A 22711-nucleotide genomic window follows, 5' to 3' on the forward strand; every position below is an offset into this window, starting at 1 on the left:
AGGCGCTTACGCTTTTCTTTTAGCAAATAAAGTAAGATGTCATATACTGTTTTACAGATAGACGTTAGTTGGAGGTTCTTTTGATGACTATTTACCATTTTGTAGGTATTAAGGGGTCTGGGATGAGTGCGTTGGCACAGGTTCTGCATGATATGAAGTTTGAAGTGCAAGGCTCCGATGTCGAAAAGCACTTTTTTACTCAGGTAGCCCTTGAGCAATCAGGAATAAAGATCCTTCCCTTTCAAAAAGAAAATATCAAACCGGGAATGACCATTATTGCAGGAAACGCCTTTCCTGATACCCATGAAGAAATTCAAGAGGCGATGAAGTTAGGGCTTCCAATTGTCCGTTACCATCGTTTTTTGGGAGATTTTATGCAAAACTTTACAAGCATTGCGATTACAGGTGCCCATGGGAAGACATCCACTACAGGGTTACTTGCACATGTGATGGAAGGGGCAAACCCCACATCATTTTTAATTGGCGATGGAACGGGTAAGGGGCAGGAAGGTGCAGAATATTTTGTCTTCGAAGCATGTGAATATAGACGGCACTTTTTATCCTACTTCCCTGATTATGCAATCATGACCAATATTGATTTTGACCATCCAGATTATTTTGCCAATATTGAGGATGTTTTCTCAGCCTTTCAAGAAATGGCCATACAGGTGAAAAAGGGAATATTTGCTTATGGGGATGATGAACAGCTCCAAAAAATCCAAGCAAAGGTTCCTGTACTATTTTATGGTTTTGAAGAAGAGAATGACTATCAAGCCAAAAACCTTGTGAAAACGACAGATGGAACCAGCTTTGATGTGTTTATTCGAAATACTTTTTATGATTCGTTCACGATTCCTACCTTTGGCGACCATAGTGTATTAAATTCTCTTGCCGTTATTGCTCTTTGCCATTACGAGGAAATTGATGTTTCGATCGTTAAGGAACAGTTAAGCACGTTCCAAGGGGTAAAAAGAAGGTTCTCTGAAAAAAGAATCGGCTCACAAATTTTAATTGATGATTATGCGCATCATCCTACTGAAATTAAAGCAACGATTGAAGCGGCTAAACAAAAATATCCTGATCGTGAATTGATTACTGTTTTCCAACCGCATACCTTTACTCGTACGCAGGCATTTCTTGAAGATTTTGCTGAAAGCTTACGCAAGGCGGATAAAGCTTATTTATGTGAAATTTTTGGTTCTGCACGCGAAAACCATGGAAAGCTTTCCATCAAAGATCTTCAGGGAAAAATTGAAGGAGCGGAAATTCTAACAGAAGATAATACGTCCGTTCTTAAAACATATGATAATAGTGTGATTATTTTCATGGGAGCAGGGGATATTCAAAAATTCCAAGAATCCTATGAAAAACAGCTTTCCTAGAAAAAATAGGATGCCTGAGTGGCATCCTATTTTTTCTATTTTAGTTTTTCTGGATCTACACATCTCTATTTTACCTGAATATGGTTAAATGTTGAAAAATAACGAAATTTTAAAATTTAAATAGCAGGAAAACAAGACAAAAATATTGAAGTAGTATAGAATGTTGATGAGGTTTATATCCAACAAAGTTGGGTAATACATAATGATAGTATCAAGCGGAGGTGCTCAATGATTATTATTTTATACTTAAGCGTTGCCTTAATTGCAATTGCCTTTTTAGTCCTGGTTATTTATGTTTCTAAAATGCTTAAGTCTCTTCAAGAAACTCTTAAAAGCGTATCGAAAACTCTTGAAGGACTCGAATCACAACTTGAAGGGGTTACTTCAGAAACAACCACGCTTTTACAAAAAACAAATGCCATAGCGGATGATCTGAAATATAAATCAGAAAGTTTAAATACTGTTGTGGATGCGGTGAAGGACGTTGGTACAACGGTGAGTAAGTTTAATGGAACCTTACAGAATATTACCGATTCATTCGATAAACAGGTTGAACAAAGTAAAGAAAAAGTTTCTCAAGTTATTCAATGGAGTAATGTTATTCTTGAACTTAAGGATAAATGGAAGGCAAAAAAACAAGAAAAAGATAGGGTTTCTTCAGGTGAAAGCGTCAGGGTAAGATCAAGATAAAATAGGTTTAGTCAAGGAGGGCTGTGTTTTATGTCAAACAAGGATAACGAAACACGGGAAACGAATCAGAAAAGAAACGAGGATTCCGGTAATCGTTTTTTGCTTGGCGCCTTGATTGGCGGGATGGTAGGTGTCACTGCAGCACTGTTTTTTGCGCCAAAGGCAGGGAAAGATTTGCGAAATAAACTTAGTAAGCAAACGGGTTTATTTATGGAAAAAACCGTGGATTTACGGGAAAATTTGGTGAACAAGAGCAGCCTGCTTGCTTCCAAAACAACATCGATTACACAGGGCATGGTTCAACAATCAACCGATCTTTTGAGCAAATCAAAAATCAAGCCGAAGGCGAAGAAAGAACAAGAGGACAAATCGGAAGTCATTTATATTCCCATTCAAGCCCCCCGAGAAAAAAGGATAAGTTTAAAGACAGAGGCACCCCTAAATAGCGGTGATATTAAGAAAAAACTAGAAGAAGCAAAAAAAGCTTTCGATGAAGAAGAGTTAAAAGTAAAACAGTAAGAATTTTTAAAATCTTAAACTGATTATTTGTGATAGAAACGGTGAAGTGATAAAATGACTTCACCGTTTATTTTTTGGAGGGAATAGAAATGATTGGAAAAATAGAAACACAAGAACAGTTTGAAGAATTACTAAAAAAAGAAGAGAAATTCCTTTTTTTAAAACATAGTTTAACATGTCCGGTAAGTCAGGCCGCATATCAAGAATATCAAAAATTTGCAGATGCGGAAACGGCATTTCCTGCTTACTTTTTAGCTGTACAGGATTCACGCCCATTATCAAACGAAATTGCAGAGAAATTTAATATTAAGCATGAATCCCCCCAGGCTATTCTTTTTTCAAATGGTGAAGCGCGCTGGAATGCCTCACATTGGAAAATTACCAAGCGTTCTTTGGCAGATGCTGTTGGTGAAAATCAGTAGCATTGTTACGGAATCCATATATTTGGATGCTTTCGTTTTAAAAAAGGCTATGTAAAGTCTCACAACTTTTGAATTTACAACATAATTTAATTTAATTTAATATCCCTAAACATACTTTAATACTTAAAAGCGTTTAATCGTTAAAGAAAAAAGTGGTGACAAAAATAATTTTTTCCGCTATAATAAAGCCTAATTATTGAAAAAACAGAAAATTGTTTTTCAAAACAACCATTTTTAATAGTAAGACACCACTCAGTATTTATTCATATAAATATCTGAACGGCAATGAAAGGACGGGGAAAATAATGACCGCAAATGAATTGGATCTTTTAAGATCACGTGTGGATGAATTAAATTTGGAATTGTTGAGGTTAATTAATGAAAGAGCTCGACTCGTCCAAGAGATTGGCCAAGTGAAGGGGAATCAAGGGGTTTATCGCTACGATCCAGTCCGTGAAAGAAAAATGTTGGAAGTCATTAAGGAGCACAATGATGGTCCTTTTGAAAATTCAACCATTGATCACATTTTCAAAGAAATTTTTAAAGCAGGGTTAGACCTGCAAAAGGATGATCATAGTAAAGCATTATTAGTTTCCAGAAAGAAAAAGCCAGAAGATACAATTGTTACTTTAAAAGGTGAAAATATTGGAGACGGTAAACCGCACTTCGTTTTTGGTCCTTGTGCAGTTGAATCCTATGAGCAAGTTGCAACCGTGGCAAAAGCAATGAAGGAGAAAGGACTAAAACTTCTTCGCGGCGGTGCCTATAAACCAAGAACCTCTCCATATGATTTCCAAGGCTTAGGCGTTGAAGGTTTAAAAATTTTAAAACGTGTTGCAACCGAGTTCGATATGGCTGTAATCAGTGAAATTGTAAATCCTGCAGATATTGAAATGGCAGCTGAATATCTTGATGTGATTCAAATTGGTGCCCGAAACATGCAAAACTTTGAATTATTAAAAGCAGCTGGTGCAGTTAACAAGCCTGTTTTGTTAAAAAGAGGGCTTGCAGCAACTATTGAAGAATTTATCAATGCAGCTGAATACATTATGGCGCAAGGTAACGGACAAATTATTCTTTGCGAGCGCGGAATTCGCACATATGAACGTGCAACAAGAAATACATTAGATATTTCTGCTGTACCAATTTTGAAACAAGAGACACATTTACCGGTTATGGTCGACGTAACACACTCTACCGGAAGAAGAGATTTATTGCTTCCAGCAGCAAAGGCTGCAATTGCAATTGGAGCAGATGGAGTTATGGCTGAGGTTCATCCAGATCCGGCTGTTGCACTATCGGATGCCCAGCAGCAAATGAATCTTGAACAATTTGACAATTTTTACAATGAATTACTCGCATCTAACTTTATACGGATTTAATTTTCTTGTAATTATTTCCAAAAAACCTTCTGTGAACCTATGCAGGAGGTTTTTTTTACTTAAAATTTCCGAAAATAGAGGAATCTAATTGCGGCTTCTAAGTTCTTGTCGTATCATTAAATAGATAATTGAGATTGTTTATTATATCACAAATAAAAATAGCGGAAACGATTGAACAAGCAAAGATAAAAAAATGACTAGGCTGCGTTAAACTGCTATAAAATAAAGAAAAATAATGTATCGTTTTAAGGAGAGTGTTGAGCGTGAATATTACGATTTATGATGTTGCCCGGGAAGCAAATGTTTCGATGGCAACTGTTTCACGTGTAGTGAATGGGAACCCTAATGTAAAACCGGTTACCCGCAAAAAGGTACTAGAGGTAATAGAACGGCTAGGATACCGTCCAAATGCTGTTGCAAGAGGATTAGCAAGTAAAAAAACCACTACCGTTGGAGTCATTATCCCGGATATCTCAAATATTTTTTATGCTGAATTAGCACGCGGTATTGAAGATATTGCCACAATGTATAAATACAATATAATCTTAAGTAACTCTGATCAAAATAAAGATAAAGAATTACACTTATTTAACACGATGCTCGGGAAACAAGTGGACGGGCTTGTCTTTATGGGAGGCAATATTACTCCGGAACATGTAGAGGAATTTGAAAAATCCCCTGTACCGATTGTTCTTGCGGGGTCCATCGAGGAATCTGAAACCATTCCTTCGGTTAATATCGATTACGAGCAGGCAGCATTTGATGCCGTTAAAGAATTTATCGATAAAGGCCATAAAAATATTGCTTATATTGTGGGTCCCCTTTATGAACCGGAAAATACAGAGAAAAAGCTAAAAGGGTATAAACATGCCCTTGAGGAAGCCGGAATTCCCTTTAATGAAGAGTTAATTGTTGAGGGAGATTACACTTACGATTCAGGTATTGAAGCCTTTGATAAATTATTAGAAGCACAAAACCGTCCGACAGCAATTTTAGTGGCTTCTGACGAAATGGCTCTTGGTGTTATCCATGGGGCACAAGATAAGGGGTACCATATTCCTGATGACTTTGAGGTCATTACATCGGATAATACAAGATTGTCTCTTATGGTACGCCCGCAGCTTACGACTGTGGTTCAGCCGTTATACGATATTGGTGCTGTAGCAATGCGTCTCTTGACAAAATACATGAATAAAGAAAAAGTGGAGCAGCATACTGTTGTCCTTCCACACCGAATTGAACACCGTCAATCAACGAAGTAATTGGAAAAGGACTATCCGTTTTGGATAGTCCTTTAAATATTAGCTAGATTGACTCTTTTGCTGATTTCGAATCGGATATAGTGCTTTTTCAAGCGTTCGTTCATTTTTTTCGGTAATTTCTGCCTTTCTTGGGATTGGTATATAGAGATCATGCGGATCATCCCATTCCTTTGGTAATTCAAAGGGGGCATCTTTCTGCCAGAATTGGACCCATTCAGAAGGTAAATTACCATAACAATTGGAGTTTTCCGTCATTTCCAGCCAAATAAGGGCCCATGCTCGTGGAACCACTCTCCAGATGTCATACCCGCCCCCGCCAACAGCAATCCAGCGGCCATTACAATATTGATGGGCGATTTCATGAGCAAGCTTCGGGATTTCACGATAAATTTTCATTGTTGAGGATAGATGTGTTAATGGGTCATAGTAGTGAGCGTCAGCGCCATTTTGGGTGAAAATAACATCTGGTTTAAAGAAATCGGCCACTTCCCTAATTGCATGTGAATAGGCATTAAGCCATGATTCATCTTCGGTAAAGGCATCAACAGGAATGTTAAACGAATAGCCATAGCCTTTTCCCTGTCCACGTTCATTTACGTTACCTGTTCCCGGGAATAAATATCTGCCTGTTTCATGAATAGACAGGGTACAGACATTGGGATCATCATAAAATGACCATTGGACTCCATCACCATGGTGGGCATCCGTATCGACATATAAAACCCGTGCATTGTATTTTTGCTGTAGATATTTTATGGCTACAGAGCTGTCATTATAAATGCAAAATCCGGAAGCCTTTCCTCGAAAACCGTGGTGCAGGCCTCCTCCAAGATGAAGTGCATGAACGGCTTGTCCTGTCATTACCTGGTCTACCGCCGTCATTGTCCCTCCTACTAGCAATGAGCTAGCTTCATGCATGTTTGGAAAAATGGGGGTATCCTCGGTTCCTAAACCATAATTTTCTGCTATTTCGATTGGAAGCTGATCATGGCCAGCCTTATAAACAGCATCAATGTAATTGGGATCATGGATCAGGCGTAGTTCTTCTACGGTCGCCATTCTCGGAGCGATAATTTGTTTCTCATCCAATCCATTTATTTTTTTTAGTAAATCTACTGTTAATTTAAGGCGAAACTGATTAAAAGGATGATGGCTGCTGAATTTATAATTCAGCAGTTCTTCTGAAAAAACAAAGGAGCATTTATCTGTCATATTGAAATCCCCGGCAGATTTGGCCATAGAACATGGTGTCCTGCTTTTTTCAAATCTTCAATTAACCCCATAGGGTTTATCATTTGAACGCGAATAACAAGTATTTTATATTGATCATCCTTTTTGTCCGGGTATACAAGTACGCTGAGAATATTTGCATTTCGCTTTCGGAATATACTGGAAATTTCAAAAAGCATCCCTGATTTATTCGGGACCTTTATTTCAATTTGAGACCCGGGCTGATGGGCGCCTGTTAATTCAACCATTGTTCGTAGCAGATCTGTTTCTGTGATAATTCCAACGAGCTTCTGATCATTTGTGATCGGAAGGCAGCTGATTTTATGTTCATAAAAAAGCCCTGCAACCTCTTCTACAAAATCAAGCGGATGTCCAGTAATGACATTTTTTTTCATAATCGTCGCAACAGGTTTTTGTAAATCTTCCAAATGTTCATTTGCATGAAATATAGATGGCATTGCATCACGTATATCTACGACTGTAACCAAACCAACTAAATGGTTGCCTGTGTCGATAATGGGCACATGGCGAATTTTTTTTGATTCCATTAGGTGTAAGGCATCCTTAATCGAAGCTGTTGGATAAAGTGTTGCAACATTTGGTTTCATGATTTCTTCTACAATCATCGAAAATTCCCCCTTCATTTCCTTAACAAAAATCAGGTGAATAACCTTATTAATACATAAACCGATTCATAAAGCGCAGGCGGTCAAATTTTTGGATGGATTCGTTATCCACTCTTTTACCGATTTTGACCATTAAACAATTTGCGGGATGGGAACAAATTTCCGGGTCGTCGGTCGCATACCACTCAAGTTCGCCGGCATTCATCATTTTTTCCATGACCTTTCGATATTCCCAAACATTTAGCCCCGTTCCCTTTAAGTCCCAGTGCCAATAATACTCTGTTGTAATCGTAATATAATCTTCCATCGCATCATCCATCATCGATACGATTAAAAGATTTTTACCAACAGCACAGCCTCTAAATTTAGGAATGACCTCAATGGCTCCTAATTCTATTAAATTATCCATTTTTCCTTCAGACCATCTTTCAAGAGGGTCTGGATAGAGGTAGGTAGCATATCCAACAATTGTGTGATGATGTCTGGCGATGATAATTCTTCCTTCTGTAAGATCGGCAATTCCAACTAATGCCTGGTGTTGCTGGGTTGGTGTGCGAAAAGCGATAAGATCCTCATGGAATTCATAACCTGCCAGTTTTTCCGCTGAGATCGGTCCTTCTATAATTAAGTTCCCATGAGGAGTCTTTATTTCTTTGGCATTATACGTTTTTTTATGTTCCATTTGTTCACCACCTGGAAAGTGTTTCAAGTATACTTCTATTATACAAAAAATCTATTAATTAAAAGCGCTTTCAGAAAATTTTTAGACATTTTTTATATATTTCAAAAAATTATTATACAAAAAATAATTTTAAAAATTGAGAATAGTCTCTAATTGTAATATAATTATCTCAATAAAGCTTAAAGGAGGAGATTGACATGAGAGTGGAAGCGCTACCAGTAGTACAGGGAAACTATAACTTAGAAAATTATGAAGAAAAGTATAAGAATTTCAAATGGGAAGAAACTGAAAAGGAATTTTCTTGGTATGAAACAGGCCTGGTGAATATGGCTTATGAGGCGATTGACCGGCATGTAAAAACCTTCCGCAAGAATAAAATTGCCCTTTACTATCGTGATGGATTGAGAGACGAAAAGTACACATTTAAAGAAATGAAAGATTTGTCGAATAAGGCAGGAAATGTTCTGAAAACCTATGGCGATGTCGAAAAAGGTGACCGGGTATTTATTTTTATGCCTCGTTCTCCAGAGCTTTATTTCACTGTTTTAGGTGCGATTAAACTTGGTGCGATTGTTGGTCCGTTATTTGAAGCATTCATGGAGGGAGCAGTCAGAGACCGTCTTCAGGACAGCGGTGCAAAGGTTCTTGTTACAACTCCGGAATTACTTGACCGTGTTCCAGTTAATGATTTACCTGATTTAAAGCATATTTTTGTAATAGGTAAAAATGTGGATGAACAGGGACCGATTATTGACTTCTTGAAAAAGTTTGATGAAGCTAGTAAGGAGTTAAGAATTGAATGGGTAGAGAGAACCGATGGCATGATCCTGCATTATACTTCTGGTTCTACAGGAAAACCTAAAGGAGTTTTACATGTACATAATGCAATGATTCAGCATTATCAAACAGCAAAATGGGTTCTGGATTTAAAAGAAGATGATGTTTACTGGTGTACAGCGGATCCAGGCTGGGTTACCGGAACCTCTTACGGTATTTTCGGACCATGGTTAACAGGGACCTCCAATGTCATTATTGGCGGCCGTTTTAGCCCGGAATCATGGTATCAAATGCTAGAGGATTATGGTGTAACAGTTTGGTATAGTGCTCCAACCGCTTTCCGGATGCTAATGGGAGCAGGAGATGAGCTTGTTAAAAAATTTAATCTTAGCTCCCTCCGACATGTTTTAAGTGTAGGAGAGCCATTAAATCCGGAAGTCGTTAAATGGGGAGCAAAGGTATTTAATAAACGGATTCATGATAACTGGTGGATGACGGAAACAGGGGCACAGTTAATTTCAAATTATCCGTCCATGCCAATCAAACCGGGTTCAATGGGGAAACCGATTCCGGGAGTCATTGCTGCTATCGTTGATGACCAAGGTAATGAACTACCTCCATATCGTATGGGCAATCTTGCAATTAAAAGAGGCTGGCCTTCAATGATGTACACCGTTTGGAATAACCAAGAAAAATATGAGTCCTATTTTATGCCTGGAGGCTGGTATGTTTCAGGGGATTCAGCTTATATGGACGAAGAAGGTTACTTCTGGTTCCAAGGACGGATTGACGATGTTATTATGACTTCTGGCGAACGTGTTGGTCCTTTTGAGGTGGAAAGCAAGCTTGTGGAGCACCCAGCGGTAGCAGAAGCGGGCGTTATTGGAAAGCCAGACCCTGTTCGCGGAGAAATTATTAAGGCTTTTATTGCCTTAAGGGATGGCTTTGAAGAAAGTGATGATTTAAAAGAGGAAATCAGACAATTTGTGAAAAAAGGTCTTGCAGCGCATGCAGCACCTAGAGAGATTGATTTCCGTGATAAGCTTCCAAAAACAAGAAGCGGAAAAATTATGAGACGTGTTTTAAAGGCATGGGAGCTAAACCTGCCTACTGGAGACCTTTCGACAATGGAAGATTAAGAGCAGAAAAAACCGCACCGATTTATTTCGGAGCGGTTTCTTTTTGCTTGTTTTGTTCTTGATCTTTATTATTATCGCTTCCACCAACTTCAACCAAATTAGATGGCGGGGATTCCTTTCCGGCAATATCTACTGCCGTTACATAAAAGGTTCCGCTTGGTACAGAAAGAGAAAGGCTGTAACCACTTTTTATACTGGCTATCTTCGATTTTAGAAGTCCAGCATGGTATACTCGATACCCAATTACATCATTTTCTGCAGATGATGACCAGGCGATTGTAGTTCCATCAGCTTTCAGCCTAACAGGTCCGGGAGTCTTTCCGTTATCAACAATTTTTGCTGAAGAGACAAGAATATGGGCCCAGCGGCTCCTGTTTGGAATAAGCTGGCTTGGATTACTGAAATTTCGACCAACCATTCGGGCAATAAAATCGGGGTTTAAGACAAGCCCGCTTTGCGCAAATTCGGCTGGTGTTGAATCCAACGCTAAATATCTTCTGTCACCAATTGTAACGTATTTTCCTGCTACCAAACTATCATCCACTTTTGTTGGCACGTATTTGGCATTAAAGTAATCACTTTGTATTAATCCAGCATTTATGCAAGCTGCAGATGGCAGGAGACCTGATACTGCACAATAAGAGCGTCTTACGATGCCATTAGGCATTTTAAATTGCTTTTTCGGAGCAATTAAGGATGGCTTTATTTTATAGGCAGAATTGATTAAATCAACCCAAAGATTATTCGTCCGCTGACTGTATGACATATAGCCATAGGATTGAAGTGATTTTGGCGTATCATAACCGGTCCAAATTCCAAATGTTACATTTGGATTGGTTCCAACCAGCCATGAGTCTTTATAATCAACCCCGGTACCAGTTTTTCCGGCCCAGTCCGTCCTAAATTTAAGACGGTAATTAATGCCTGCAGCTGTTCCCATTCTCATAACATCACGCATCATATCTAATGTTAAATAAGCGGTCTGCGGTGTGAAAACCTTAACTGGTTTAACCTGATGCTGATAAATCACTTTACCGTCTTTGTCGACGATCTTGTCAATCATATAGGCGTCGATAAATTTCCCGCCATTGGCAAAAGTAGTAAAGGCATTTGTATTTTCTTCAACAGTTACCCCGTTGCTTAAGGAACCAATAGCTGTTGAAAGGTTTGTATAGTCTTCACTTCTAAGGGAGGAGAAGCCCATTTTTTCCAAGTATTTAGCCGGACGTTGATTAATAATGTCCCTGTATAATTTGACAGCAGGTACGTTAAAAGACCATGCAAGAGCATATCTTGCTGAGACTAAACCACTGTACCTTAAGTCATAATTATGAGGCCAAGGACTGCTGCTTGCCGGGTTAAGGCTTAAAGCAACGTCAGGCAGGACAGTTCCAGGTGAAGCTTTTCCTAATTCGATTGCTGGCCCGTATACAAGGAGCGGTTTCATGGTTGAACCGTTTTGGCGAATCGCGCTGGTAGCGTGATTAAGCTGCTGTTTATCATAATCTCTTCCGCCGACAAAGCTGATGATTTTACCGGTTTTATTTTCAATCAGTATAGCCCCTACTTCTACAGGCTCCATGACTGTTTTTATTTTACCTGTCTCCGGGTCTTTCTTTTCTTCCGATTTATCAGGGCCATAATAAGGATAACGATCCTTTACTTTTTGCATGGCATCATACATTTTTTTGTTAATGGTTGTGTGAATTTCGTAGCCATTTTGTTTTAAATCATGGCTGGCTAATGTTTGGTACTTGTAATGAAGATTACTATCTTTCTTTAATTCTTTTTCACTGATTCCATCTTTTTGGGCTAAAACTGTGGCAAGAACATCGATTGAACGCTTTTCAATTTCAATTGTTAGCCATGGATATTTCTCCAAAGGATTTGGGCGCGGTGGTGTAAAATCCTTTGTAATGTCATAGGCGGCTGCTTTCGCATACTGCTTTTTGTTAATGTAACCGCCATCATACATCCTTTTTAAAACAGTTTTCATCCGGTTTATCCCCGGTACAAGATTCTCTTTCACTTTACCGTCCCTTGTAAAAGGGGTGTATCCGAAGGGGCTCTGCGGTAACCCTGCGATAAAGGCTGCTTCCGGTAATGTGAGCTTTTTTGCACTTTTCCCGAAGATTCCCTTTGCTGCTGCCTGTACGCCTGCAATATTTCGACCGGATGAATTTCGTCCAAATGTTGAAACATTTAAGTAGGCCTCAAGAATTTCTTTTTTGGAGAAAAATTTTTCTAAACGAAGGGCGAGTAAAATTTCATTTGCTTTCCGTTGAAAGGAAACCTCATTGGTTAAAATTTGGTTTTTGATCAGCTGCTGGGTCAACGTACTTCCGCCCGATTGAACGGCTGAATTGGTGACTTCCTGAAAAAGGGCGCGAAAAACGGCTTTTGGAACGACACCATGATGCTGGTAAAAATACTCGTCCTCTGTTGAAATGACAGCTTTTACAAGGTAATCTGAAACCTGATCCAACTTTACTTCTTCGCGTTCAAGGTCTGATCTTAGTTTTCCAAGATAAACATTATCTGCAAAGTAGAGGTCAGAAGTCTCGGCATAATTATAAATATCTTTTTTCAAACTACTGTAAGATCGGACGGGTTCATCCTTCACAAGTGAGGCAAAGTACCCTGCACCAACACCAGTTGCAAAGGAACCGCCAAGAATGACTACGATTAAAAAGAGTAATAAAAGATTCCAAACCACTGAGTATGTAATTCGAGCACTTTTTACTGTTTTTTTATGTGTAATCAAGTTTAGGGAGGATTTTAAACTTTCCATCCATGCCTTCAGTTTTTCCTTCATTAAGAGCATCACCTCGACTTAAATCACCTACATTATAGCATATACATGTTCAAAAAAATGACAAAGTCCTACATTTATCTTAATTTTCCAATTTGAGTTTGACAGAAGACATTGAAATGTGGTAAAAAAGGTATAATCAATTTTATAATTAAAAGCTGTGAAAGGAATCAACAGTAGATTTTCTATCCCTGTTTGTAGAGAGTCAGCGGAAGGTGAGAGCTGATACATATAGAAAATTGAATTACGTCCTGGAGCTTTCTCTGTGAAGATTGGAGTAGCAGAGAACGGATAAGCCGTTAATTTTTTAAGGTGGAGGAAGTTTTTCCTCAAGCCGGGTGGTACCGCGTATTATACGTCCCTGCATGTTTGCAGGGGCGTTTTTTATTTCTTATTTAGGAGGAATTTTTAATGAATTTATTAGAAGATTTGGCATGGCGTGGGATTATTTACCAGCAAACGGATGAAGAAGGTTTAAAAGATTTATTATCAAGTGAAAAAATTTCATTATATTGTGGTGCGGATCCAACAGCGGACAGCTTGCATATTGGTCACCTAGTTCCGTTTTTAACACTTAGAAGATTTCAACAGCACGGGCATCGTCCTATTGTGCTAGTCGGTGGTGCGACAGGGCTAATTGGGGATCCAAGCGGTAAAAGTGAAGAGCGTAATCTGCAAACATTAGAAGCGGTCCAAAAAAATGTGGAAGGCATCCAAAAACAATTAGCAGCGATTTTTGATTTTAATGGTGAAAATGGGGCCATCATGGTAAATAACTATGATTGGGCTGGTTCCATGGATATCGTATCGTTTTTACGTGATATCGGAAAACATATCGGTGTAAATTACATGTTGGCAAAGGATACGATCGCTTCACGGCTTGAAACAGGTATTTCTTTTACTGAATTTACCTACACAATTTTACAAGCCATGGATTTCCAGCATTTATATGAGCACCATAATTGTAAATTACAAATAGGCGGAAGTGATCAGTGGGGAAATATTACCTCCGGGCTGGAATTGATCCGTAAAATGCAGGGCGAAGGCTCGAAAGCTTTTGGTTTGACGATTCCGTTAGTAACAAAAGCGGATGGTACAAAGTTCGGGAAAACGGAAGGCGGTGCCGTTTGGCTTGATCCTGAAAAAACAACCCCATATGAATTCTATCAGTTCTGGATTAATTCTGCGGATGCGGATGTGATCAAATACCTGAAATACTTCACCTTCCTGTCACATGAGGAAATTGAGCAGCTAGAAAAGTCTGTACAGGAAGAACCGCATCTTCGTAAGGCGCAAAAGGCTTTAGCCGAAGAAATGACCCGTTTAATTCATGGTGAAGAATCATTGCAGCAGGCAATTAAAATTACCCAGGCATTGTTTAGCGGTGATGTGAAGGAGCTTTCTGCTGCAGAAATTAGACAAGGATTTAAAGATGTTCCTTCATTTGATGCTTCTGGTTTTGAAGGGAATCTAGTTGATCTGCTTGTTGCAGCAACGATTTCACCATCTAAACGCCAGGCGCGTGAAGATATTACAAACGGAGCCGTTTCCGTTAACGGAGAACGGATTACTGATGCTTCCTACTCCCTATCTGAAAATGACCGGATTGAAGAACAGTTTACGATTATTAGAAGAGGGAAGAAGAAATATACTTTAATTAAGTACTAGAATGATTTTTGATTTGGTGGGCCCCTTGGAAATTTTCCAGGGGCTTTTTTGTTAGAGGTTTTGTTCGGAGCTAATAGGCGACAAAATAGAGAGGAAAGCGGTGTGAAGTGTCGCCAATAGGCGGTATAGGCGACAAAAATGAGGGGAAAGCAGTGTAAACTGTCGCCAATAACGGTATAGGCGACAAAAATGAGGAGGAAGTGATGAAAAGTGTCGCCAATAGGCGGTATAGGCGACAAAAATAAGAAGGAAGTGATGAAAAGTGTCGCCAATAAGGGGTATAGGCGACAAAAATGAGGAGGAAGCAATGAAAACTGTCGCCAATAAGCGGTATAGGCGACAAAATAGAGGGGAAAGCGATGCAAACTGTCGCCAATAAGCGGTATAGGCGACAAAATAGAGGGGAAAGCGATGCAAACTGTCGCCAATAGGCGGTATAGGCGACAAAAATAAGGAGGAAGTGATGAAAAGTGTCGCCAATAGGCGGTATAGGCGACAAAAATAAGGGGAAAGCAGTCAAACTGTCGCTAATAGACGGTATAGGCGACAAAAATAAGGAGGAAGTGATGAAAAGTGTCGCCAATAGGCGGTATATGCGACAAAAATAAGGGGAAAGCAGTGCAAACTGTCGCCAATAGGCGGCATAGGCGACAAAATAGAAGTGAAAGCAGTGCAAACTGTCGCCAATAGGCGGTATAGGCGACAAAACTGAGAGGAAAGCAATGCAAACTGTCTCCAATAAGCGGTATTAAGAGCATATTATTTGAAGTGAATTACATTTCTGTAACAACAGCTGAATGGATATCGTCTAATATAGGAGAAGAACAAGACGGGGGTGAGACATTTGCGATTATTATTACATGCTATTTTTATCATCGTACTCGCACTTGTTACATTTTTTGGTTTAGGACCGGTTTTATTGGCAGATGGAGGTTTAACAGAAAGAATTGTCACAGCATTCATTGTGTTCATTTTATATGTAGTCATTCTCTTTTTTTATCGAAAATCACTTCGATCAATTAATAAACGTAAATAAAAAACCCCTGAACAAATTGCTCAAGGGTCTCCTTTTTACAAAGATTAACGTGAGTAGAACTCAACGATAAGTGCTTCGTTAATTTCAGCTGGTAATTCAGAACGCTCTGGTAAGCGAGTGAAAGTACCTTCTAACTTATCAGCATCGAAAGTTAAGAAATCAGGAACGAAGTTGTTAACTTCAACTGCTTCTTTAACCACATCAAGACTGCGTGATTTTTCACGAAGGCTGATAGTTTGTCCAGCAGTTAAACGGTATGATGGGATATCAACGCGTGATCCATCAACAAGGATATGACCATGGTTAACTAACTGACGTGCAGCACGGCGAGTGCGAGCTAAGCCTAAACGATAAACAACGTTATCAAGACGTGATTCAAGAAGAACCATGAAGTTTTCACCGTGTTTACCAGCTAATTTGCCAGCTTTGTCAAATAGGTTGCGGAATTGACGCTCATTTACTCCGTACATATGACGAAGTTTTTGCTTTTCTTGTAATTGCAAACCATATTCAGAAAGTTTTTTGCGTTGGTTAGGACCATGTTGTCCTGGAGCGTAAGGACGCTTATCTAATTCTTTACCTGTGCCGCTTAGAGAGATTCCAAGACGACGGGATAATTTCCAGCTTGGGCCGGTATAACGAGCCATGAGAGACTCCTCCTTCATGTTTTTATTTTGGTAAAATAAAAACGGTTATGAAACAACGATGATAGCCATTTTGTTTTCAGATACCTTCGCCCTAGCAGCAGAGGGTTACAAGATACCCCATCGCAATTCTTGCGAGGAACAAAATGAACGATTAAAGTGTTCACATAAGCTGCAATATTTTACACAAAGATTATTATATAATTTTATTTGCTGTTAAGTCAAGTATATTTTGTTATAATAATGTAAAGTCAAAATTTTGAAACCGTTATAAAAGTTAGAAATTATTCAAAAAAATAATAGCAAAAGTTTATGGATTTTTACTATAATTAGGTGAAGGTGCAAATATTTGGAATTAGATTGAGAAAATTGGGTGAATTGAAAAATGGACGCTAACGGTGGCAATGGAATCATAGAAAATGAAGAAAATAGATATAAGCGGTTATTTCTTATAACTGAAAAATTCCATTCTTTAATGGATAAGGAATCTCTTTTGCGGGAAATAATCGTTTCTCTCGAAGAGTTATTTCCTTCTTTTTCCTGCTATTTACTTCTTTCTCAAGATTATCACAATCAAAATGAATTACCCATTATTGATCTTGAATACGATAGTGAAAATATTACAGCTATGGAGGCCTATGTTTCAGGAAATGTCAAAATGGAAAATTCTCTTGAAGAGAACCGCTCTGTCCTTTATGCTCCGCTTAAAGGAAAACAGGGAGTTTATGGAGTACTGCAAATTTTTGCCCCAAATATACTTGTATTTCCAAAAGATGAAATCGAATTTATCACACATCTGGCCAATGCTGCGGGTGGTGCATTGGAAAACAACAAGCTTTATCAGCAGTCCAAGCAGGTTATATCCGATTTACAATTAATTAATGAGACCTCACATCGTTTAAACTCGAATCTAAGGCTAAAAGATATGATTACCTTTATGACAAATCAAATTAAACATTCCTTTCAAGCAGAGGAGGCAGGTTTTTTCCTGCTCACAGACAATTTGATGGATAGTAAAGTACTGCCGGGTTCTACCCCATACTTCTTTACTAAACAAGCAAATCCCTATATTGAATACATAAAGAATAAAATAATGATAGAAACAGAGGCATTATTTTTCGGAGATATTAACCTTCCTTCTATTAATGGAGTAAAGTGTTTTCGGTCCATAATGGCGGTTCCAATGGTCCAAAGAGGGAAATTTAGTGGCTTCAGTATTGTAATGAATCAAGACCCCTATTTCTTTTCATTTGAAGCATTTAAGCTTCTGCAATCGCTGATTCATCATTCCGCACTGGCGCTTACCAATTCAATGCTTAGGGAAGAATTGGAGAGAATGATTATTACGGATCATTTAACGAAACTCCATTCGCGAAATTATCTGGATGAAAAGATTCAATTGTCGATGAAAGAGGATGAGCAAGGGACATTTATTCTAATTGATATTGATAATTTTAAGGACATTAATGATACATATGGACACCAGATTGGCGATGAGGTACTGGTCCAAGTGGCTAATATTATTCGTGGAAATATTCGCGATCAAGATGTTGGGGCACGTTGGGGCGGAGAGGAGCTGGCGATCTATCTTCCTAAAGTTACATTAGAGACAGGGGTGGCAATCGCCGAGCGTTTGGTAAAAGCTGTGGCTGAATGCTCTGTTCCATCGATCACCGTATCCTGCGGTGTATCCTATTGGAATAAAGACCAGCTTGATTCCTATAATTATTTATTTAAAAGGGCTGACGAGTCTCTCTACACGGCAAAAGGGACAGGGAAAAATAAAGTCATTAATCAAAATGATCGTATAATGGCAAGTTAAGGCATCCATGCATCCATGGATTCATGGGTGCCTTACTCTGTTTTAGATTGAATTTTTGTTTGCGTACTTTATTGATAGAAGCTTCATATTCTATAGAAATGAAAGCGTTTTCGGAAAAATAGGAGGGATAAAATTGGAGGATAAAAATTTGCGCTTTGAAACAGAGGTCATTCATTCAGGCTACGTTTCGAATGAACATCAGGGGAGTCTCGTTCCACCATTGTATCAAACATCAACCTTTACCTTTTCCACTGCTGAGCAAGGGGAAAAAAGGTTTTCCGGTCAGGAAGATGGATACATTTATTCAAGATTAGGAAACCCAACTGTGAAAATACTGGAAGAACGGTTGGCGGTACTTGAAAAAGGGGACGCTGCCTTAGCCTTTTCATCGGGAATGGCAGCTGTTTCTGCTACATTAGTTGCCTTAACGAAAACAGGTGACCACATTCTTTGTTCACAGGGGGTTTATGGCTGTACTTTTGGGTTCCTGCAAATCTTGAAAGAGAAATATGGGATTGAACATGATTTCTCTTCAATGGATTCAGAAGAAATGGTTGAAAAGGCGATTCTTCCAAACACTGCATGTATTTATATTGAAACGCCGATAAATCCTACAATGAAACTGGTTGATTTAGGGATGATTGCTAAAATTGCGAATGAAAAAGGCATACCGGTAGTGGTCGATAATACTTTTTGTTCTCCTTACCTGCAAACCCCGCTTACCTATGGCTGTGATGTCGTCATCCATAGTGCGACAAAATATATTTGTGGACATGGTGATGTTCTGGCCGGCATCGTCGTTGGTAAAAAGGAATGGATTCAAAAGGTTTCAAGAACAACGCAAAAAGATATTGGAGGAATCATTTCTCCCTTTGATGCCTGGCTTTTACTAAGGGGATTAAAAACTTTACCAGTTAGAATCGACCGTCATTGTGAAAATACAGATAAAATCTTTCATTTTTTAAGGAATCATCCCAAAATTGAGACTGTACATTACCCTGGTGACGTGGATCATCCAGACTATCAAATTATGAAAAAACAAATGAAAAAGCCCGGAGGTCTTATTTCTTTTTCTATAGTAGGAACAAAGGAAACGGCACAGCGGTTTATGAATGAGTTAAACTTAATAAAAATCGCTGTTAGTCTTGGGGATGCAGAAACATTAATTCAGCATCCTGCTACGATGACACATGCAGTAGTCCCTGAAATAGAAAGAAGTAAAATGGGAATAACGGAAAATTTACTCCGGCTTTCAGTAGGTCTTGAAGCTTGGGAGGATATTATCGAAGACCTTGATCAATCACTTGAAAAGCTATAAAAATAACAGAGCACGGAAGACGAAAATTCTTCCGTGCTCTGTTATTTAAATATGCTGCATTAAAATTTCAACAAACTCTTCCAATTTCACCTGATCAAGCTCATCGAAGCGGTTTGTTTCCGGTGAATCAATATCTAAGACACCAAGTAATTGTCCGTCTTTTAGCAATGGGATGACAATTTCAGATTGTGATGCAGCATCACAGGCAATATGTCCTGAAAACTGGTTCACATCTTCTACTCTGACGGTTTCTTTTAACTTTGCGGAAGTGCCGCAAACGCCTTTACCAACAGGGATTCGAACACAGGCAGGGAGTCCTTGGAAAGGTCCTAACACAAGCTCTTCCTTCTCATCCATTAAATAAAACCCAACCCAGTTGGTGCGGTCAAGAAATTGGTTTAATAAGGCACAGGCATTACTAAGATTCGCAATTTGATTTCTTTCATCATGAATCAGTGCGTGTAATTGTTTTTTTACAAGTTCATAATTTTCCTCACGGCTGCCCGTGTAGATTTCGACGTTAAACATGTTTTTTCACCTATTTTTCGTTAGTTTTTTATTCTATTTTATCAAATCCCAATGAAATCAGATAGAATTTGTCGATTTTTAAATAAAGGAATAAGAGAAGAAATAAAGAAACATTTATGTAAGGGGTAAAAGTTCGATCCACTTTCGAGGGGGAAAAGCATGAAAAAAAATTTGAAGGAAGCAATTATTGAAGCAGCGATTAAATTATTTAATTCCAATGGATATTCCGGCGCATCAATTAGGGATATTGCAGGGTATGCAAATGTTAACTCTGCAACGGTTGCTTACTATTTTGAAAATAAGCTTGGCCTTTTGGAATATTGCTTTACACATTTTTATGAACAATACCTCCGAATCATGGAAGAGGAATATGCCCTGATCGGGCTCGGTGCCAAAGATTGTTTAAAACGAATGACTGCCAAATTGCTCCATTACCAATGTGAAAATATTCATTTAGCAAATGTTGTATACCGTGAAATGTCATTGGATTCACAAATAGTCAGAGAAATAATGTCGACATATAATCTAAAAGAAAAATATTATTTACAAAAAGTCTTTGAAAAAGGAATGGAATGGAAGGAATTCCGGCCTCACTCTGCTCCTTATTTGACTATACAGCTAAAGGGTTTACTAATGATGCCTTTCATGAATTCTCAATATTTAAGAGAAGTACTTTATATTTTTCCAAATGAACGTTTCTTTGAGCAAAAATATTTAAATGAAATGTACTATTGGATTGAAAATACCCTTTGTAATGGTGTAGTAGTGAAGAAAGAGGCTATTTTATGATGAGCCTCTATTTTTTTGATTTCTTTTGCAAAAAAATTGAAAATAATAGTCAAAAATTGTCGTTAACATGGTATCATAAATACATTGAATTGAACATATCGTGCTTTTTTTATATAAACTGACACCTAAAGTGATTTGAATCGGATGTTTTTCGGAACAGGAGGCTTACATGTGAAGTATTTCATAGGATTTTTTATCCTGATTCTAGTAATATTTTTATTAGGATATGTAATAAAGAAAAAGTATTTTAGAGAAATGGATCGTTTAGAAGCTTGGAAGATAGATTTGATGAATCGCCCAATTTTGGAAGAAATGTCCAAGGTGAAACAACTTAATATGACAGGGCAAACGGAGGAATTGTTCGAGAATTGGCGTAACCAATGGGATGACATTGTCACGGTGAAGCTCCCGAGTTTAGAGGAAATGTTGTTTGATGCGGAGGAATACATAGATCGCTATCGGTTTAAAAAGGCTAAAACAGTTCAGCGGACAATCAATGATACCTTGCAGGAAATCGAAAATCAGATTACAAAAATATTGGAAGAATTGCATGAGTTGGTTGGAAGCGAGGAAAAAAACCGGGTAGAAATTGAACAATTAAAAGAACTATACCGGGAAACAAAAAAAATGCTTCTTGCCCACCGTCATACCTTCAGCAAGGCAGAAAAAAGTCTGGAGAAGCAACTGGAAGAGGTAACGAAAAAATTTCAGGAGTTTGATGAAAAAACGGAGAATGGAAACTACCTGGAAGCCCGCGAAATTGTGTTAACCATTAACAGCCATTTAAGGACCATTAAAAATGTGATGGAACTTATACCACAGCTACTAATTGAAGTTCAATCGATCCTGCCTGCACAGCTTTCAGATGTCCATGATGGGTTTAAGGAAATGGCACAGCAGGGCTATTACTTGGAACATATTCAATTGGAGCAGGAAATCAAAGCATTAGAAGAGAAGCTGTCAGAAGCCCTCCAGTTGATTGAAGAAACGGATTTAGATAGAGCCGTTGAAAGTGTAAAAGAAACCAAGGATCGTGTGGATATCCTATTTGATTTACTGGAAAAAGAAGTTCATGCAAAGCATTTTATTATTAAAAATGAGAAAATCACCTATGATCTTTTGCTTGCGGCACAAGAAGAAAACAATCACCTAATTGATGAAGTGACGAATGTCCAGCAAACCTATCATTTAAAGGAATATGATTTTGAAACACAAAGACATTTAGAAAAAGAGCTTTCTGCAGTGTATAAACATTATGAAATCCTTGTTGAAAAACTAAAACTAAATGAAACGGCTCAGACAAAAATTAGCGAGGAATTAAACGAGATAAAAGAGCAGCTTGAAAACATCAGAGTAGAGCAGCAGCAATTTACCGATAAACTTCAATCGTTACGTAAGGATGAACTTGAAGCAAGAGACAAAGTAAGAGAGTTAACAAAAAAGGTTGGCGAAACCGTCCGGCTCGTTTCCAAAAGCAATATTCCTGGATTGCCGGAGGATTATAAGTATTTGTTTGAGGATACAAATGAGAGCATACAAAATGTAAAGCTTCAGCTTGAGGAAAAACCGCTAAACATTTCTGCCCTTAATCAATATTTAGAAATTGCCGTTTTAACGGTTGATAAACTTACTCATTCTACCGTGGAATTGATTGAAAATGCGATGCTGGCGGAGAAAGCCATACAATATGGAAACCGATACCGCAGCAAATTTCCAGCCATTGCAAAGGGATTATCAGATGCAGAACAAGCTTTCAGGCATTATGAATATCAAGAGGCATTAGAGCAAGTCGCAGCTTCAATAGAAGGTGTTGACCCTGGAGCCTTAAAGAAAATAAAAGCAGCCATTGAAAATGAATAAAAGGATAAACAGAAAACCGATTCAGCCCTGAACTGCACCCTGTCAAGTAGACAGTATAAAAAAATAAAATTAGGCAATGGCCTTAGCTCGATATTCTATCGGGCTAAGGCCATTAAATTTGGC

19 protein-coding genes and 1 other annotated feature are annotated in these 22711 nt (G+C 38.4%); of the genes, 13 read left to right on the top strand and 6 right to left on the bottom strand.

What is annotated here, in order from left to right; all coding sequences use genetic code 11:
* Positions 1-83: 83 nt before the first annotated feature.
* The 6 genes from murC to ccpA all read left to right on the top strand — a co-directional run bounded on the left by murC (position 84) and on the right by ccpA (position 5657).
* Complete coding sequence (gene murC / locus J2Y67_RS14625) at positions 84-1382, top strand: UDP-N-acetylmuramate--L-alanine ligase (protein WP_310175233.1); 1299 nt, start codon at positions 84-86, stop codon at positions 1380-1382.
* Between the two features lie 228 nt (positions 1383-1610).
* Positions 1611-2072, top strand: coding sequence for a DUF948 domain-containing protein (locus J2Y67_RS14630; RefSeq protein ID WP_310175235.1), 462 nt, complete (start codon positions 1611-1613; stop codon positions 2070-2072).
* A gap of 30 nt (positions 2073-2102) precedes the next feature.
* Complete coding sequence (locus J2Y67_RS14635) at positions 2103-2591, top strand: YtxH domain-containing protein (protein ID WP_310175237.1); 489 nt, start codon at positions 2103-2105, stop codon at positions 2589-2591.
* Positions 2592-2680: 89 nt separating this feature from the next.
* Positions 2681-3013: a bacillithiol system redox-active protein YtxJ gene (gene ytxJ / locus J2Y67_RS14640; protein ID WP_396954079.1), complete on the top strand. Its 333-nt coding sequence runs from the start codon at positions 2681-2683 to the stop codon at positions 3011-3013.
* Between the two features lie 305 nt (positions 3014-3318).
* On the top strand, positions 3319-4395 hold the full coding sequence (locus tag J2Y67_RS14645) for a bifunctional 3-deoxy-7-phosphoheptulonate synthase/chorismate mutase (RefSeq protein WP_310175239.1): 1077 nt from the start codon (positions 3319-3321) through the stop codon (positions 4393-4395).
* A gap of 263 nt (positions 4396-4658) precedes the next feature.
* A complete protein-coding gene (ccpA, locus tag J2Y67_RS14650) occupies positions 4659-5657 on the top strand; it encodes a catabolite control protein A (protein WP_310175241.1) in 999 nt (332 codons plus the stop codon).
* A 39-nt stretch (positions 5658-5696) separates the two neighbouring features.
* On the opposite strand, the gene J2Y67_RS14655 is transcribed toward ccpA, so the two are convergent.
* From J2Y67_RS14655 to J2Y67_RS14665, 3 genes are read right to left on the bottom strand one after another with little or no spacing between them, the layout of a single operon-like run.
* On the bottom strand, positions 5697-6869 hold the full coding sequence (locus J2Y67_RS14655; RefSeq protein ID WP_310175243.1) for an acetoin utilization protein AcuC: 1173 nt from the start codon (positions 6867-6869) through the stop codon (positions 5697-5699).
* Positions 6866-7513, bottom strand: a complete 648-nt coding sequence (locus J2Y67_RS14660; RefSeq protein WP_310175245.1) for an acetoin utilization AcuB family protein — start codon at positions 7511-7513, stop codon at positions 6866-6868. The genes J2Y67_RS14655 and J2Y67_RS14660 overlap by 4 nt, the downstream gene beginning before the upstream one ends.
* A gap of 49 nt (positions 7514-7562) precedes the next feature.
* On the bottom strand, positions 7563-8195 hold the full coding sequence (locus J2Y67_RS14665) for an N-acetyltransferase (protein ID WP_310175247.1): 633 nt from the start codon (positions 8193-8195) through the stop codon (positions 7563-7565).
* A 197-nt stretch (positions 8196-8392) separates the two neighbouring features.
* Here J2Y67_RS14665 and acsA point away from each other — a divergent pair, with 197 nt between their 5' ends.
* Positions 8393-10111, top strand: a complete 1719-nt coding sequence (gene acsA, locus J2Y67_RS14670) for an acetate--CoA ligase (RefSeq protein WP_310175249.1) — start codon at positions 8393-8395, stop codon at positions 10109-10111.
* A gap of 22 nt (positions 10112-10133) precedes the next feature.
* On the opposite strand, the gene J2Y67_RS14675 is transcribed toward acsA, so the two are convergent.
* Complete coding sequence (locus tag J2Y67_RS14675; RefSeq protein WP_310175251.1) at positions 10134-12926, bottom strand: transglycosylase domain-containing protein; 2793 nt, start codon at positions 12924-12926, stop codon at positions 10134-10136.
* 148 nt (positions 12927-13074) lie between these two features.
* Positions 13075-13289: a binding site (T-box leader), on the top strand.
* Between the two features lie 45 nt (positions 13290-13334).
* On the opposite strand from J2Y67_RS14675, the gene tyrS reads away from it, so the two are divergent.
* Complete coding sequence (gene tyrS, locus J2Y67_RS14680) at positions 13335-14591, top strand: tyrosine--tRNA ligase (protein WP_310175253.1); 1257 nt, start codon at positions 13335-13337, stop codon at positions 14589-14591.
* 844 nt (positions 14592-15435) lie between these two features.
* The gene (locus J2Y67_RS14685) at positions 15436-15627 is read left to right on the top strand and encodes a DUF6954 family protein (protein WP_310175255.1); all 192 of its coding nucleotides are present in this window, start codon (positions 15436-15438) and stop codon (positions 15625-15627) included.
* A 44-nt stretch (positions 15628-15671) separates the two neighbouring features.
* Here J2Y67_RS14685 and rpsD read toward each other — a convergent pair whose 3' ends face one another.
* On the bottom strand, positions 15672-16274 hold the full coding sequence (gene rpsD / locus J2Y67_RS14690; RefSeq protein ID WP_310175257.1) for a 30S ribosomal protein S4: 603 nt from the start codon (positions 16272-16274) through the stop codon (positions 15672-15674).
* A 382-nt stretch (positions 16275-16656) separates the two neighbouring features.
* Here rpsD and J2Y67_RS14695 point away from each other — a divergent pair, with 382 nt between their 5' ends.
* A complete protein-coding gene (locus tag J2Y67_RS14695) occupies positions 16657-18093 on the top strand; it encodes a sensor domain-containing diguanylate cyclase (RefSeq protein ID WP_310175259.1) in 1437 nt (478 codons plus the stop codon).
* Positions 18094-18226: 133 nt separating this feature from the next.
* Positions 18227-19411: a methionine gamma-lyase gene (megL, locus tag J2Y67_RS14700; RefSeq protein ID WP_310175261.1), complete on the top strand. Its 1185-nt coding sequence runs from the start codon at positions 18227-18229 to the stop codon at positions 19409-19411.
* Positions 19412-19456: 45 nt separating this feature from the next.
* On the opposite strand, the gene J2Y67_RS14705 is transcribed toward megL, so the two are convergent.
* Positions 19457-19939 (bottom strand): GAF domain-containing protein, encoded by a 483-nt coding sequence (locus J2Y67_RS14705; protein ID WP_310175263.1) that lies wholly within the window; start codon positions 19937-19939, stop codon positions 19457-19459.
* Between the two features lie 159 nt (positions 19940-20098).
* Between J2Y67_RS14705 and refZ the strand changes: the two genes are divergently transcribed.
* Together refZ and ezrA are read left to right on the top strand one after the other, a co-directional pair.
* Entirely contained in the window at positions 20099-20728 is a 630-nt protein-coding gene (refZ, locus tag J2Y67_RS14710) for a forespore capture DNA-binding protein RefZ (protein ID WP_310175265.1), read from the top strand.
* 171 nt (positions 20729-20899) lie between these two features.
* On the top strand, positions 20900-22588 hold the full coding sequence (gene ezrA, locus J2Y67_RS14715; protein WP_310175267.1) for a septation ring formation regulator EzrA: 1689 nt from the start codon (positions 20900-20902) through the stop codon (positions 22586-22588).
* The last annotated feature ends 123 nt before the right edge of the window (positions 22589-22711 follow it).

Origin of the sequence: Neobacillus niacini, assembly GCF_031456445.1 — a bacterium.
Taxonomy (GTDB): Bacteria; Bacillota; Bacilli; order Bacillales; family Cytobacillaceae; genus Neobacillus; species Neobacillus niacini_I.